This is a genomic window from Citrobacter sp. Igbk 16, assembly GCF_028069755.1.
Taxonomy (GTDB): Bacteria; Pseudomonadota; Gammaproteobacteria; order Enterobacterales; family Enterobacteriaceae; genus Citrobacter.
This window is the reverse complement of the sequence record NZ_JANEWJ010000001.1, coordinates 249,273-263,343: the sequence shown is the minus strand read 5'-3', so window position 1 is coordinate 263,343 and position 14,071 is coordinate 249,273. Positions and strand designations below refer to the sequence as shown.

At 49.6% G+C, this 14,071-nt stretch carries 11 protein-coding genes; 5 read left to right on the top strand and 6 right to left on the bottom strand.

From position 1 onward, the window contains the following. Window positions 1-12: 12 nt before the first annotated feature. Together NNO03_RS01235 and NNO03_RS01230 are read left to right on the top strand one after the other, a co-directional pair. Complete coding sequence (locus NNO03_RS01235; protein WP_271448610.1) at window positions 13-1,575, top strand: ATP-dependent endonuclease; 1,563 nt, start codon at window positions 13-15, stop codon at window positions 1,573-1,575. Beyond that, entirely contained in the window at window positions 1,560-2,591 is a 1,032-nt protein-coding gene (locus NNO03_RS01230; protein ID WP_271448609.1) for an AAA family ATPase, read from the top strand. Before NNO03_RS01235 ends, NNO03_RS01230 begins: the two co-directional genes overlap by 16 nt. Window positions 2,592-3,249: 658 nt before the next feature. On the opposite strand, the gene NNO03_RS01225 is transcribed toward NNO03_RS01230, so the two are convergent. The 4 genes from NNO03_RS01225 to NNO03_RS01210 all read right to left on the bottom strand — a co-directional run bounded on the left by NNO03_RS01225 (window position 3,250) and on the right by NNO03_RS01210 (window position 8,570). Beyond that, on the bottom strand, window positions 3,250-4,077 hold the full coding sequence (locus NNO03_RS01225; RefSeq protein ID WP_271448608.1) for a potassium channel family protein: 828 nt from the start codon (window positions 4,075-4,077) through the stop codon (window positions 3,250-3,252). Between the two features lie 635 nt (window positions 4,078-4,712). Further along, a complete protein-coding gene (locus NNO03_RS01220; protein ID WP_271448607.1) occupies window positions 4,713-5,717 on the bottom strand; it encodes a DUF3883 domain-containing protein in 1,005 nt (334 codons plus the stop codon). Window positions 5,718-5,852: 135 nt separating this feature from the next. After that, window positions 5,853-6,905 (bottom strand): hypothetical protein, encoded by a 1,053-nt coding sequence (locus NNO03_RS01215; RefSeq protein ID WP_271448606.1) that lies wholly within the window; start codon window positions 6,903-6,905, stop codon window positions 5,853-5,855. A gap of 3 nt (window positions 6,906-6,908) precedes the next feature. Then, window positions 6,909-8,570: a hypothetical protein gene (locus tag NNO03_RS01210; protein WP_271448605.1), complete on the bottom strand. Its 1,662-nt coding sequence runs from the start codon at window positions 8,568-8,570 to the stop codon at window positions 6,909-6,911. A 717-nt stretch (window positions 8,571-9,287) separates the two neighbouring features. Here NNO03_RS01210 and NNO03_RS01205 point away from each other — a divergent pair. The 3 genes from NNO03_RS01205 to NNO03_RS01195 all read left to right on the top strand — a co-directional run bounded on the left by NNO03_RS01205 (window position 9,288) and on the right by NNO03_RS01195 (window position 12,122). After that, entirely contained in the window at window positions 9,288-10,796 is a 1,509-nt protein-coding gene (locus tag NNO03_RS01205; protein WP_219995310.1) for a hypothetical protein, read from the top strand. 103 nt (window positions 10,797-10,899) lie between these two features. Then, on the top strand, window positions 10,900-11,370 hold the full coding sequence (locus NNO03_RS01200; protein ID WP_271448604.1) for a hypothetical protein: 471 nt from the start codon (window positions 10,900-10,902) through the stop codon (window positions 11,368-11,370). Beyond that, window positions 11,367-12,122: a hypothetical protein gene (locus tag NNO03_RS01195; protein WP_271448603.1), complete on the top strand. Its 756-nt coding sequence runs from the start codon at window positions 11,367-11,369 to the stop codon at window positions 12,120-12,122. The genes NNO03_RS01200 and NNO03_RS01195 overlap by 4 nt, the downstream gene beginning before the upstream one ends. A 226-nt stretch (window positions 12,123-12,348) precedes the next feature. Here NNO03_RS01195 and mscS read toward each other — a convergent pair whose 3' ends face one another. Next, on the bottom strand, window positions 12,349-13,227 hold the full coding sequence (gene mscS / locus NNO03_RS01190; RefSeq protein WP_271448602.1) for a small-conductance mechanosensitive channel MscS: 879 nt from the start codon (window positions 13,225-13,227) through the stop codon (window positions 12,349-12,351). Window positions 13,228-13,595: 368 nt separating this feature from the next. Continuing rightward, entirely contained in the window at window positions 13,596-13,799 is a 204-nt protein-coding gene (locus tag NNO03_RS01185) for a YfgG family protein (RefSeq protein WP_071887371.1), read from the bottom strand. Window positions 13,800-14,071 lie beyond the last annotated feature (272 nt).

Genomic DNA, 14,071 nt, shown 5'->3' with positions numbered 1-14,071 from the left:
TAAGGAGTGAACATGCCGGCAATAAAAAAAATCGTGATCAAAAATTTCAAAAGAATTGCCGACCTGACCCTTGAGTTCGACCCTGGCAAGAACATACTGATCGGCGACAACGAAACGGGTAAAAGCAGCGTGCTATTGGCATTAGATCTGGTACTTAGTGCAAGCCGCAGTCGAGTTGAAAACATAGGCTATGAAGCCCTGCTGAATCAGGAGGCGGTGCAGAATTTCTTGGCAGGGCCAGCAAGACTGGATTTGCTTCCAGAAGTCATCGTGGACGTTTTTCTGGAAGAGGGAGACGACCAAGGTTTTTACGGTACCCAAAACGTTCTTGGAACACATACAGATGGTCTGCGCATGGTGATTGTCCCCTTGATCGAAGAGTTCGGTCAGACAATTGTCGATCTGTTCAAAGCAAACAAAGACAGCTTTCCTTTTGAGTATTACAGTGTCAAGTTCTCAACGTTTGCCGGGGCGCCTCACGTCAGCTACCGGCGTCCGGTCAAACACCTGATGATCGACAGTTCTCGTATCGACAGTGATTATACCGCTCGTGAATACACCCGAGCGCTGTTCGGATTCCATGTCAATGTGCCGGATCGCTACCGCCTCGAAAATCGCTATCGGCAAGGCAAAGAAGTTTTCAGTCGAGACAGTCTGAAGGAATTGAACAATGCGCTCGGTGATTATCAGTTTTCCTTGCGAACAAGTTCTCGCGCCAACCTTGAAACCGACTTGGTGATCACTAAAGACGGCATCCCTATTGAGAATCGCGGCAAAGGTGAACAGTGCTTTATCAAGACCAATTTCGCCCTGAAGAAATATGAGGAAAAAGGGAGCTTGAACGCGCTCCTACTGGAGGAGCCCGAAAACCATCTAAGCCACACGAGTATGAAACGCTTGGTTGAAAGACTGGCTGATACGACGGGCACTCAGTTGTTCATTACGACGCACAGTAGCCATATCTGTGCTCGGCTCGATCTACGCCACGCGTTACTGCTTGGAGCAGGGGGGGCGGGACGCTTGAAATACCTGTCGGAGCCTACCGCAAACTTCTTTATGAAAGCGCCCGATAACAATGTCCTTGAGCTCGCCCTCTCCAAGATAGTCATATTGGTCGAGGGGGATGCAGAATTTATCCTTATGGAGCACTTCTACAAGCAGTTGGCAGGCCATCCTCCTCAGGTTGATAATGTGCACATCATCTCGATCGGCGGTACGAGCTTCAAACGCTACCTGGAGCTCGGAAAGCTTCTGAGTATCAGGATCGCCGCAATTCGGGATAACGACAGCGATTACCAACAGAACTGTGTAACGAACTACGAAGGTTACCTGTACGAATCGGCCCAGATCTTTGCCGATACAAATCCTGACCGAAGCACCTTTGAAATAGGTCTCTACAGAGACAATCAGCATCTCTGCGACGACCTTTTCGCTGCAGGTCGAAAAAAACTGACCGTTCAAGAGTACATGTTAAAAAATAAAGCGGATGCCGCTTTCGAGTTGCTAACTAAGAAGTCCGCTGAGCTGATCGTCCCGAAGTATATACAGGATGCGATTGGGTGGATAAGAGCGTAATTTTTTCCGTCGCAGGATCTGGAAAAACTAGTCTGATCATTGAAAGGCTCAGCTTTGATCAGCGGGCATTGATTGTCACTTACACGGAGAACAATCACCGGCACCTGCGCAACAGGATCATCCAGAAGTTCGGGATGATCCCACCCAACATTACACTCACTACGTACTTCTCATTCCTACATGGATTCTGTTATAGACCTTTGATGCAATTGAAGTTAGGGATCAGAGGCATAAATTTCAGGCGTCCGCCCAATAGACAGTTCCGCTTGGACGATCTCAATCGGTATCGCGATGGCAGCGGGAGGCTCTATCACTGCCGCCTCGCCAGACTGCTACAGGTCGTAGGGGTTATACCGGATGTTCGTGCTCGCCTGGAGCGCTTTTACGACCACCTCTACGTTGACGAGGTACAGGATTTTGCGGGCCACGACTTCAACCTGCTGCTGGAGACTTCACAAGCGAATATTGGTGTAACGTTCGTCGGTGACTTCCACCAACATACCTTTGATACCAGTAGAGACGGTACGATAAACAACAACCTCCACGACGATGTTGTCCGTTACGAGAAACGCTTTCGTGATGTCGGCATCACGGTAGACAAGGAAACCTTGAGCTGTAGCTGGCGATGCACAAAAATGGTCTGCGACTTCATTAGTGCAAAGTTACAAATCCCTATGGGTGCTCATGAGCAAAGGGTCAGCCGGATCATTACGGTTGATGACCAAGAGCAAGCGAACTTGTTGCACGCTGATCCCACCATTGTGAAGCTGTTTTTGAGCGAACACTACAAGTACGGCTGTTACTCGGAGAACTGGGGAGCGAGTAAGGGCATGGATCACTTTAATGATGTTTGCGTTGTGATGGGACCGGGTATCTGGAAAGACTATTTGGCAGAAAGGCTACACCAAGCAAATCCGCAAACGCGCAACAAGCTGTACGTTGCCTGCACTAGAGCGCGTGGTGACCTGTATTTCATGCCCGAGAAGCTATTGAAAGCGTTTAAACAGAGGAAATAGCCGGTTGCACCGTTGAATCGGTTCAAACATCGGTTGCTAAGTGATGAAGGCTTGTTGCAGGTTTGTAATGGGCTTAGTGGCGGTCACGTATCATATAGAAGAGGCTTTCAATCTAATGCTGAGTAGACTGTTGGTACAAAGTTGTTGCCCGCCAACTAAAAATTCCACGGAACCGCCAAAATACATAAAGTCTGGCTCCGCGAAAAATTTTGGGCGCAGCGGAAAATTTGTCCGACAACCGCGCTTTGTTATACATGCTACTCATAAAACGCATGGTTTTCAGATGGTTTAGTATTTGTGAAATGGAATGGGATGAAAATATTTTTGTATCGTAGCCAATGACTAATTTCTATCTGGTTAATGGCACTTCTAGCCATCCTGTCCTTCATTTCATCTAATCGCTTGATGCTAGATTGTCTTGCGCTTTACGAATATTTTTTATCGATGCTGACCAGTCGTTCGTAATCTACGTTACCCTATGTACTCTTGGCTGAGGGGAGAGAACAGTAATTCACGGCCGACTGTTTACAACCCATGCATGAGGTAGCGAACAGCGACATTTAACACAAGCAACCAGTGGTATAGGCGAGAATATTGAAATATCTATCATTGCAGATACTTCATGTCGAGGCTATTAAGCCGCGCCATAATTTCAAGCCTATTTAAGATTTTTACACTTTTTCCGAATGTCATTCGTTATGGATTTAACCACATCCCTATACATGCCACCACCCTTATATGGTTTAATCGCATAGCTGGTTTTTTCGATAAACTGATCTACGAAATAATCGATCTGATCACACAGTGTTAGAAGAATTAAAATAGTTCTATCCTGCTTCCAGTCTATGCTTTTATTTTGTAGCAAGTTAAGATATTTTCTCGTAAATCCCGCAAGCTCTTCAACATGATGTGCTGCGCGTTCCACATGCTTAACGAGCTCTTCAATTTTTCCTATATTAACAAGGTGATAGGAGTATCCATTTGTAATCCGCAACGCTTTTGTAGATGAATAAAAAGGGTTGGATCTGTTGTATATGAAATAGATAGTTTGAGGGATAATGCCATTTTGAATTTCCCTCCTTTTGTCTCCTATGGACTCTTTGGCGTCGATAAGATATTCAATGCATTGATTATATGCCTCATGGATGCCATAATTAACGGAGTATTCTACTAGCGTGGACTGGCGCAGGGACAAAACTTGTGAAATTGAATAACCTATGAACACAATGCCAAATATTGCTTCGAGAGAGGCAAAGAGCCTAGATATACCGGTCGGTGTAAAATCACCATAACCAAGCGTCGTAATAGAAACCACGCTAAAATAAACCAACTCATAAATATCAGCAGATTTATTGTTCTTAGTTACGCCATGTCCTTCAAAGTTCCCTGCCAGCCAATAAAAGGCAGAAAAAAATAAAATCGAACCAACTAAAATTGCGCTGAGTTTATAGATGAGTTTTTTTTGTTTGGTCGATAAATTATTCACGCCTAGCCATTCCTTTATGTTTGACGAGCATTTCAGCAACTTCAGAGTTGAGATGGAATAAAATTACGCAAGCCATTCCAAGCCTTTATATTACGCAAAATTTATGATGGTTCGCTTGGTGTTATATGGTTAGCTACTCTCATCATATTATAATATCTGAATCAACTCAATGATGTCTGCCCGTCGCGATTGAGTTCTACGGAGTTGATCGAGAGGGTCGCTCAGCTCGGCAGCTTCATCTACGCTGCATATTGCACGCAGGACAGTGGCGTATCAAAGAACCGACGCAATCATGTTTGAAAGCTACCCAAGCTGCGCTTGACCCAGATTCCGGGGGCGGTAGAGACTTGATTGGAGTGGAACGCGATTTTTACCGCAAGGTGTTGCTAAACAAAGACGACGGATATCGTTAGCTTTTGCCACAAGAGAGGTTAATTCGACTTCTTGAACATTTTTTACTGGACATGGTATTTCTCATGGTTTTTGGATTCGTTAATTTTCTATACTTATGTTTTATAACTACTTTTATTTTAAATTGATAATCGAGTGGAGTGACCCTGTTCGCAATAAACAAACGCCCGCGTCGTAACAGTGGGCTTTTGTTTTTGTCGCGCTAACGGTACAGGATTTAAACATTAGGATTCGGGTTTTGGTGCGAATGCCCCAATGTAAACGTAAGGTTCAAGGTTAAACGCCTCTTTTAGCTGACGAGAATCGTACACAGTGACTTGCGGGGAGGCAGATAGCGCCGATGTCACTATGGCTAACCTCCAGTCTGGATTAAGCATCAATCCTACATTGTGTTCGTTACGCGTAAGGAAAAAACGTGGTGTAGTACCGGCGGTACCCTTAACTTCGAGATGCAGCACTGATTCGCCGCGCGTGAAGATAAAGTCATATCCGCAGGGAAGGTGTGTTGTTCGCTGGTAGCTGTAGCCTTGTTCTGTATAATATTCGATAACAGCATCTTCCGCGGCTAACTCCACGACTTTACGATGTTCAGGGGTACCAAATCCCCGAAGTGGATCGGCTTGATCCAGTTCGGGGTCAACAACACTGCATTCATTAGGGTTATGAATTGCGACTGAGGCCAAGCGATTCATTAAACTCTCAAGCCGAGCTTGAACCCTTATTTTATTCTCGGTCTTCGTCACGTCAGGGCCGTCAAGAAACGAGTATTTCCCCTGTTTTACGGATGGATCCGAGAACGGCAGAATTCGCTCCTCGGGCGGGATGAAGTAAGCGGAATTACTGGTTATGCAATATGACCAATCATAAGCAGGATGAGGGAAAATTTGCTGTCGCGGATCGGTGCTATTGGGGCGGGTTATCCACTCACCATGAAGCGTTGCGTTTTCGTACCAACCAACTACGTGTATGCCTGGAGTGGTCGGATTTTTTGCCAAGCATACAACCGTCCATCCTTTTGCGTCGTCGTGATAAGGTGCGTAGTTACCTCCTTGTGGTGGTACATAGCAGTAGTAAGTCCCATCGATATCTGGCATAAAGTTGTAGGCTTCGTGACCTCGCCCTTCGTTTTCCGTCCCTCTGTTTTTATTTAGCCAAGCAAAGTTACCAGCAATGTCGCCACCTCGATAATATTTTGACCACCCAAATTTAACCCACAATATCTTGTTCATGTAATGCCGTTCCTTTGGGCTAGTTTTTTTGAATTTTTGCCATCGAGAAAATCGTGGAATGGCGATCGGGCCTAAGTCGCCGACAGAAATTTCCTCATAAGCCGGGTATTTTAGGTTTGTGGACTTCGGCCGGGGTTAAAAAAGGCTTTGATGACTCCAGAAAGTGAGCCCGGCGATGGTGCCGATGAACACTAACGCCAAGCCATACAGTCCGACCAGGAGGCGGCGCTGCTCGCGGCGAAGGCGTATTTCGCCATTGCTCTGTTCATTGCGTAAGGCATGCAGCCCTGCTTGGTGCTCGGCCCGCTCCAGCTGTCGTTCGTTGCGTTCGTTAAGCAGTGTTTGGGCCTGTTCGGTCAGCACTTCGCGCAATTCCGAGAGCTGCCGATCTAGGTCGCGGAGCTTATCTTCCTGCTGCTGCGCTTGGAGGACCAAGTCGGCATCGAGTCGTTCTATCTGGCGTGTGGCTTCGCTGCTCTGTTCGTTGAATGTAGTGAGCAGACCTTGCTCGACAGTCTGGAGACGTTTTTCCAGGGTTGAGTTGACTACTTGCTGCAACTGCGTGAGGCGCTGTTCTAGGAAACTCGCCTGCTCATCGAGGACTTCTCGGAGCAACTGCTGCTGTTCATCCAGTACGCCTTGCACCTGATGCATGCGATTGTCGAAGTCTGCCAGCAGACTATCCCGGGTTTCCATTACTTCTTTGGCGATGCTGATCAGTATTTCGCCGTGTTCGTCGGTCAGCCCCTGGACTTTCAACAGGTCGGTGACGTATTGGCGCAAGTGTGCTGCTTGGTGCTTGATCTCGGCTTGGTGCTGTTCGAGAAGTATGTTCTGTTGGGCCAGTTCCTCGGCTTTGACATCCAAGGCCTTCTGTTGGTCGGCCAGTTGTCCCTGCTGCTCAGTCAGTTGCTGGGCCTGCAACGAGCTGATCACCATCAATTGGGCGAGAGTTTTGGCAAATTCCGCCTGCACTTCCTGGGCGTCGAGCTGGGCGTTCTTCAGTTCGCCGTGATTGAACAGTCGGCCGAGAAAGCTACGCTGCTCGTGTTCGTCGCGGACCTGCTTGAAATCGTCGAGGCGCTTGAACGTGCTGTGGAACTTCTTGTAAACCTCAGCGATGTCTATCTGGGCGAGCAGGTCTTCGCTGGGAACGGTGCTTGCAAGTTGGGCAATGACCTTGGACATCCCTTATGTTTCCTTCCTGACCTGCTGAAGCAACAAACCGAGGCGTTCGTTAAACTGTTTCTTGCTATCGATGGCTTGGGATAACGAGGCGATAGTCTTCGCCTGTTCTCCTATGGCGCCTTGCGCGTGCTGCACTGAGGCTTGCGCGGCCTCGGTTGCCTGATCGAAGCGCACGGAGATGCGCTGATTTAGCTGGACCATCATCCGGTAGCGCGCCGAAAGTCGAAATTGCAGCTCTACCTGTTCGATCATGCGCTCGCCCAGTTCGGCGGTGGCTTGCAGGGTATCGATCTGCACGTTGATGAAATCAGTGCCCTTATCCAGCATCCAATCGATAAGCGAGTCGATGGCGTACATAAGCAGAGCGTTGGCGAGGCCGGTCATCAGGCCGGTTAGCACAGGGGTGATCGTTCCGGCGAGCGGTGCGAGCACCGGGATACCTACGATGAAGGTGTTAACCGATTGCTCCAAGAGCATGCCGGCACCCAAGGTGAACAGGCCGGCCAAGCTCTTGCTGACCGCCCGCATAACCTCGGTGCCGGACATTTCCTTGGGTGGCCAGAGCAGTAGCTTGAGGGCCTTGAACAGTTCCTGCATGCCTTCTCGGATGATGGTTACAACCTTGGCCGATGTGGTGATGAGGTTGTTGATTAGGAAGGTCAAAAGGTTGCTCACAAGACCTTGAAGGCCGCCCTCGAAGAAAGCATCGAAAGCTGCCTTAAACTTGCTCTGAACGCGCTTCAACACACGCTCAACCGCTGCCACCACGCGGTCGAGCAGGGGCTGCTGATCGTCACGCTGGCTGACCACCTTGTGCACTTCGACGAAGCTGCCGTTGACCACCTCGAATAACAGCACTCCCATTGCCCTGCGCAGGCCGGTCTTGCCGAATTCCTTCGCGCCTGTAATGCCCAGCTCCTTGCCGTGGTATATCAAGCGGTCTTTGGTGTCGGGCTGATGCTGATCGATGGCGGCGCGAGCCTTGTCGATCAGCGGCTTGGTAATGGATTCGTCGTAACCGTTTTCGGCAGAGAGTGCGGTCTCTGCGGCGGTATCACTCTTTTCTCGGTTATTTTCAAAGGTGGTGAAATGCAGATTGTCTTTTTCCGAGGCCAACGCCTTGCGTTGCTCCGGAGTAAGCATCCAGGCACCTTTTTTGTGTGCCTGCTTCAGGGGGATGGTGTGATCCAGCTCGGCATTCATCACCAGCTTGCCATTTGACTTGGCGGTTCGCTTGGTCGGTGCCTTTTCATTGGTGTATGTGTCGATGAATGTTTGTGAGTTCATCGTGCCGTCCTTCACCGCATCCTTCATTTTCTGCTTTCTCGCGGCGGAGTAATCGTAGTCGGCTTTACGATCATAGTGCTCGGATGCCTTGGCGTAGATGTCTTGGTTAGCATTGTGCTGGGTGGTTACGTTGCCACCATTAATATCCGAGAACATTGCTGGGGTTAATCCGAAAGGGCCGACCACTTGTTGCAGTGCTTCTTCGCGGCAGCGGTTAAGCAGCTCTTGTAGGCGCTTGTCCTTCAGTGTCTCGCGTTCGGAGCGAGCGCCAACGGGCCTCTGTAATTGGCGCTGGTCAGCATCGACCACGGAACTGAGTAGGGCATCGAGATTGGCGGTGAGCAGCGGATCCACTTGCAGGGTCGGTTGGGAGGTCATTGAGCAGTCCTTGTCGAAAGAAGTCTGCGTAACAGGTAAAAACGGTTCTAATACTATTAGACCACTGTTGGTTGACTAAGCACAAGCCGAAGATCTAGGTGTCTGCAGATCCCGAAAGTTAGAATCGACTTAAGGCCTATCGCAGGCTGACATTAACTTTGAATACATTATGTAGGGTTCTTTTAAGTGCTCTGTTTTGGGCCATGGTCTACTCCGGTTGGACTGATGCAGTTTTTTTCAGGTCACCGGCGACTACCCATCAGCTAGTTGGATAACTATTGTTTCTCGTGGGAGTGTTCTTTATTGGGAGGTATCACCCCAGTGCGGAATGGCTAAGCGTGGCTCATCGACTATTCCCGATTGGATTGAGAATCCTTCAATATTTATTTCAGGATGCGGGCAGTATCAAGGTGATTGAGGTTTCGCAGGGCGCTATAGGCGCATCAGAAGGTTTGCTTGGTCAATTTGAGTACGTACTTCAGACTAGTTTGGCATAATCTGCGATATTTAAAGAATAATGCGTTGAGATGTTAAATGGTACTTTTCATGGTCTTTTTTTTGTCCTATCCATGAACGCCAATTTTACTGGGTTTTACCTACTCATTGATAATCGATTGGGGCATGAGCGCACAGCATTTATATTTGGCCATGACCCGCGGATCAATGAAGTTGGTTGTGTGTAGCGCCAGCCCCATATTGGGCTAGCGGGAGGGAAATATGGCAAGAGAGAACAAGTTTGTAAGCTCGGGCGGTGCAAAAGATACGCCGCCTTGGAAGCTCATGGAGATGATCGTCGAGGACGTGATCACGGCGAAGACGATGACCTTTGCACAATGGCATGCGCTCAGTGAAAACCCCTTCGCTCCGCTTGCCATTCCGGTGTCGCAAGGCCGTCAGTATCGGGTCACGCAAGCCGGCGTGGATGCAGCTCACTTGCTGTCGCAGCAAAGCTGGAAATCACGCGAAGCCCTGCGCCAGACGATTGATCGGGTGACCTTCACGAAGCTCTCGTTCCTGGCCATCGGGGACACGCTTCTCGACTGCCAATCGCGCCTTCCAACAGTACCGGATGGCCAGAATGAGCATGACGTGCTGCTCGGTGACGATTTTTATACGGTGCTCGCCGACGACTACCAAGCGCGCTTGCAGCAGTTGGCCGCCAGCGCGAGTCCCGACGTCGACCGGCATATCCCTTGCCATCTGTTTCACTCCGATCAAGCCGTGCCGGCATTCGCCGTGGGGCCGGTACGATTCCTGCCGAGAGCGGAATGGCTCGATTCCTTTGTCAAAGACTCGGAGGTCCGCGAGCTCGTCCGCCAAGTGGAGGACCGTGAACTGGATATGAAGGAATTGACCGCCCGATCAGCTGCAGACGAGGGTGGCCGCTATGCATTGCATGCGTTGGACGTACTGCATACGCTGCGCCATTACAGCTGGGTAGCGACCATACGTATGGACGGGCATGAGCATACGCGGTCTCATTTCAAGGCGTCGGTGGTGGTGGGGCTTGCGATTGACTCAATCGGACTGAGGTTCCAGGTTGAGGATGCGCGACGATTTACGAAAGCTGGCCGGCAGCATCTTTTTGCAGAGGACCGGTTCGCGACCACGTTGGACGGCCGGATATTGCGTGGATCGAGCGTACAGATGCCTGGCCTTGGCGGACGCCCCGGTGCACTAGCTGCCAAGATGGCGGGTGAGCAATCTTTCCTGGATGCCGCCGGGTGCATCTTGCAGCACTACGCCGATGGGCGACGAACCGGACATGCGCTGCATCTCGTCGAACGTTGGGCCAACGCGTTGTATTGGGTCGGTGAAGCTCGTCGCGAAGCTTCAGACTTCATGGCCGTTGTGGACTATGGTTGCGCCGCCGACGCACTTTCCGGTGCTGGGGGAAGCGCCAAGGACATGACTGCCTTCGCCGAGACCGCGCTCAAGCCTGAGGATGAGCCTGTGCCTGAGGGCGCGCTCACGGTGGATACCGCTGTTCACAAGGTTTATCGAGAAGGCCGCAACAAGCTTGCCCACGGCGAAATGTCGGGACTGCTGGAGGATCTAGCAGAGCCGCGCGCGGTCGGTGAGGCGCTGCTATCGGCGCTGTTCGATGTTGTGACGCCGGTGCTGGCTGATCTGTTGCGGAACGAGCCGAACCTTCCGAAGCTTGATGAGAAGAGGGCCTATCGTCTACTTGAAGCAAAACTGGCAGCGCGAAAAGCAAGCGCTTGACTTGATGCCCTGGTCGTGAGAAGTGTGAGGACACGCATCAGTTTTGGCAAAAATTATTGTACCGCTACCAGTGCCTCGGCACTGGAATATTCATGGAGGGAGTATGCAAATTCGATTTCAAGGTGAGGATGATCTGGAGCAGGCGCTTCATGAAATTCATCGACGAGCCTGCGAGTATGAGGGGCCCTTAATGCACCAATTTATAGAGTTGGCCAGGATCAGTGCGCCGGTCGAGCCGGATGAGCCCCTTAGAAAGGCACCCTTGGATGGAACGCAACATGATGGTGTTGCGGCAGATGCCAAGCTTCGGGAGATCAAAGAGCGATTTGAAGAAGCCCTGTCGTTGTTGATGGTCCTCGCTTTCCCGGTGCACAGCGGAACCGAACAAGTCGTACGCGATGAACTCAATCAGGCACTGGGGCACGAGCAGCAGATCGACTCCCTAAAGATGCGCGTCGGGAACAGAAAACTCAGCTTACGAAGTAAGTTGGGACGACGCCCGACGAAACAGCAAGTCGCACTGCGAAATGCATTGCTCGAATTTCTCCCCCGACAGACCCTAGAGGAACTATGAGTACTACAACTGCCGCAACGTCAGGCACCAAGAAAAAGACGAAGCAGCCAGCGCCGTCGGACCTAGTTAAAGCCGTAGGTGCGCTCTTTGACATTGCGGCAAAGGCGTCGTCGCCCCTTCAATTGCAAGCAATGACCCGAGACAAGTTATACGAAATGCTGGTCCTGGCTCGAATTCTGAGAGCCTTTCGGCGTGCGCATCCCAAAGGTTCAATCATTCACCAGCCGCCGTCTAAGGGAGGTAACCCGTCGGAGGTGATCGTGGCAAGCAAGCCCGCCCTGGCCGATCGCAAGCGGTTCTCGCACTTTGATCTGCTCGATGCCGCTGGCACCAACTTGGGCGAAGTGTGGACCTCGGTCGAATTTGAATCATTGAGTTGGGATCGTTGCGGTGGGGCACCCGGTAAGGCCCCTCGCGAAGCACGGCACGAACTCGACGTTTGTGTTCTAGAGCCAAAATCAGGTGAACGCCCAGCACATTTTCAGGTCTATGCAGGAATCAGTTGCAAGGACGTTCGTATGTCATCAAAAGAGAATGTGCGAGAAGCGTTGGGGTTACGTCGAGAGACTGCGCTGCTTCGGAATTCAGTCCCAAGCCACACCCCATGGCTGGTGCAGTCGGTCCCCGCAACTCCTTGTTCACCAATCTTTCTGGTGAGCTCCGACTTAGGGGTCAGGAAATACGCTTCACCTGTTGACGAAATGGGTGTTTACATTAGATTCGTGCGTCGGCCCTGGGCAGCAGAATCGTGAGGAATGGTATTTTTCATGGCATCTATGTAATTGAAATATATAACTTGTTGATTTTAAATCAATTTAATTAATAATCAATCATCGAGTGGGAATAATCCCTCTCCCTGTTATCGGCTTCTGAGCCAATAACATGTAAAAAGCCCTCTGTAAATCAGGGGGCTTTTTATTATCTATGGTCGGGAAATTGAATTCAGGACGATATGAATACCGCCTATTCTGTAGGGGGCTAATCGACCAACTGCAACTGTGGTTGCGTTTTGGATGCAACATTTTCCACACGAATATCCATTTGCGGATAGGGCAGGTCGATATGGTTGTCGTCCAGCGCTTCTTTAATATTTTCCAGCAGGTCGTAATAGGTGTTCCAGTACTCAGCATTGCGTACCCATACACGAACATAAAAGTTCAGCGATGAGGCGCCAAGCTCTCCCAGGCGCACGGTCACACCACGCTTCTGATCTATACGACGATCCTGTTCGATGATCCGATTGATAACGCGTTTGACATCAGCAATGCGGCTCTGATAACCAACGCCAATGACCAGATCGATACGGCGAAACGGGTGGCGAGAATAGTTAATGATGTTATCGGAAATGATCTTACCGTTTGGGATCACCACTTCTTTGCTGTCGGCGGTGAGAAGCGTGGTGGAGAAAATGTGGACCTTTTCTACCGTTCCGGTAACAGCGCCAATCTGTACGACTTCCCCGGCGCGAAATGGACGTAGGGAGACCAACAAGACGCCAGCGGCAAAGTTGGATAACGACCCCTGTAACGCCAGGCCGACAGCCAATCCCGCAGCACCGATAACCGCAATAATGGATGATGTTTCAATACCGACGCGGCCCAGTGCGGCGACAACGAAAAAGGCGAGGGTAATGTAACGGACGAGAGCAGTGAAGAACTGGATGATGGTGATGTCGACTTTTCGCTTGAGGAGTAATTTTTCCAGCCCGCGGGATAGCAGGCGAGAGATAAATTTACCGACAAACAACAAAATGACGGCAGCGACGATGTTCCAGCCAAATTGAATTACCGCATCACTGTGCCCGGCAAGCCATTCAAGACCGGTACGTATTTTGGGAAATAATGTAAAACTACTCATGGTATGACCCTGTAGTATTAACAAATGTTAGAAATTCAAATAAACAATTAATTTTTTATACAAAATATTAATGCGTAGGCCGCTGATATTTTTTGAGGATATTAATTAGCGGTTATTTGAGCTGTGTATGTCTTTTTATGTGCAGTAAAGGCGAACGTAAAAAAACAGCGCAAATGGTGCGGTGAAGTGGAAGGAAAAGATTGTGTAATTGTGCGGAACGTCGCAGGCATATCCAATACAGCAGTCTGTGTTGTTGGCTGGATAGGGCGAAAAATGTTCGCTCAAATCCCTTACCGGATGGTTAAACATCAGGCGATTAGCCATCCGGTAAGGAATCTTAAGACAGGGGGGATCACAGATACGAGCGTTCAGCGTTCGTCAGTTTGTGCAGGAGAAGTCTGTTGCGGCAAGGTGGTCTGCTGGGATTCTTTCTTGTCCTGGTGGTGGTGCCACGCACCGATAGCAGAGTAGACGAAGCGTCCGAAGAAGAAGATGAAGCTGATAAGCAGTACGATCCGGATCATGCGACTGTTAAATCGGTGTCGTTTGCGTAGGCTGGTAACCTGGCTCACAAAAGGTTCCTTAAAGTGTACCCAACCAGTGGGCGATACTTACATTAAGGCACACTAAGAGGGAATGGTCAATTCTTCGTTATGTAAAATTGCATCATGGGTTTTATCCCCTTATGTTATGGAAATTAATATTATTATTTGCATTAATAATGAATAAACGATCATAAATAAAGAAAAAGGTAATAATTGATTAATGGGGAATATTTTTTTGACATATATCAAACCTCATCGGTTATCCGTAACTAAAATCGATGAGTCGTTGTGATGTGTAT

Bases quoted from the DNA above. Each gene is read 5' to 3' on its own strand.
- mscS (WP_271448602.1), bottom strand. From the start codon at position 13,227: ATGAGTAGTTTTACATTATTTCCCAAAATACGTACCGGTCTTGAATGG.
- NNO03_RS01205 (WP_219995310.1), top strand. From the start codon at position 9,288: ATGGCAAGAGAGAACAAGTTTGTAAGCTCGGGCGGTGCAAAAGATACG.
- NNO03_RS01235 (WP_271448610.1), top strand. From the start codon at position 13: ATGCCGGCAATAAAAAAAATCGTGATCAAAAATTTCAAAAGAATTGCC.
- NNO03_RS01195 (WP_271448603.1), top strand. From the start codon at position 11,367: ATGAGTACTACAACTGCCGCAACGTCAGGCACCAAGAAAAAGACGAAG.
- NNO03_RS01200 (WP_271448604.1), top strand. From the start codon at position 10,900: ATGCAAATTCGATTTCAAGGTGAGGATGATCTGGAGCAGGCGCTTCAT.
- NNO03_RS01215 (WP_271448606.1), bottom strand. From the start codon at position 6,905: ATGTCCAAGGTCATTGCCCAACTTGCAAGCACCGTTCCCAGCGAAGAC.
- NNO03_RS01210 (WP_271448605.1), bottom strand. From the start codon at position 8,570: ATGACCTCCCAACCGACCCTGCAAGTGGATCCGCTGCTCACCGCCAAT.
- NNO03_RS01220 (WP_271448607.1), bottom strand. From the start codon at position 5,717: ATGAACAAGATATTGTGGGTTAAATTTGGGTGGTCAAAATATTATCGA.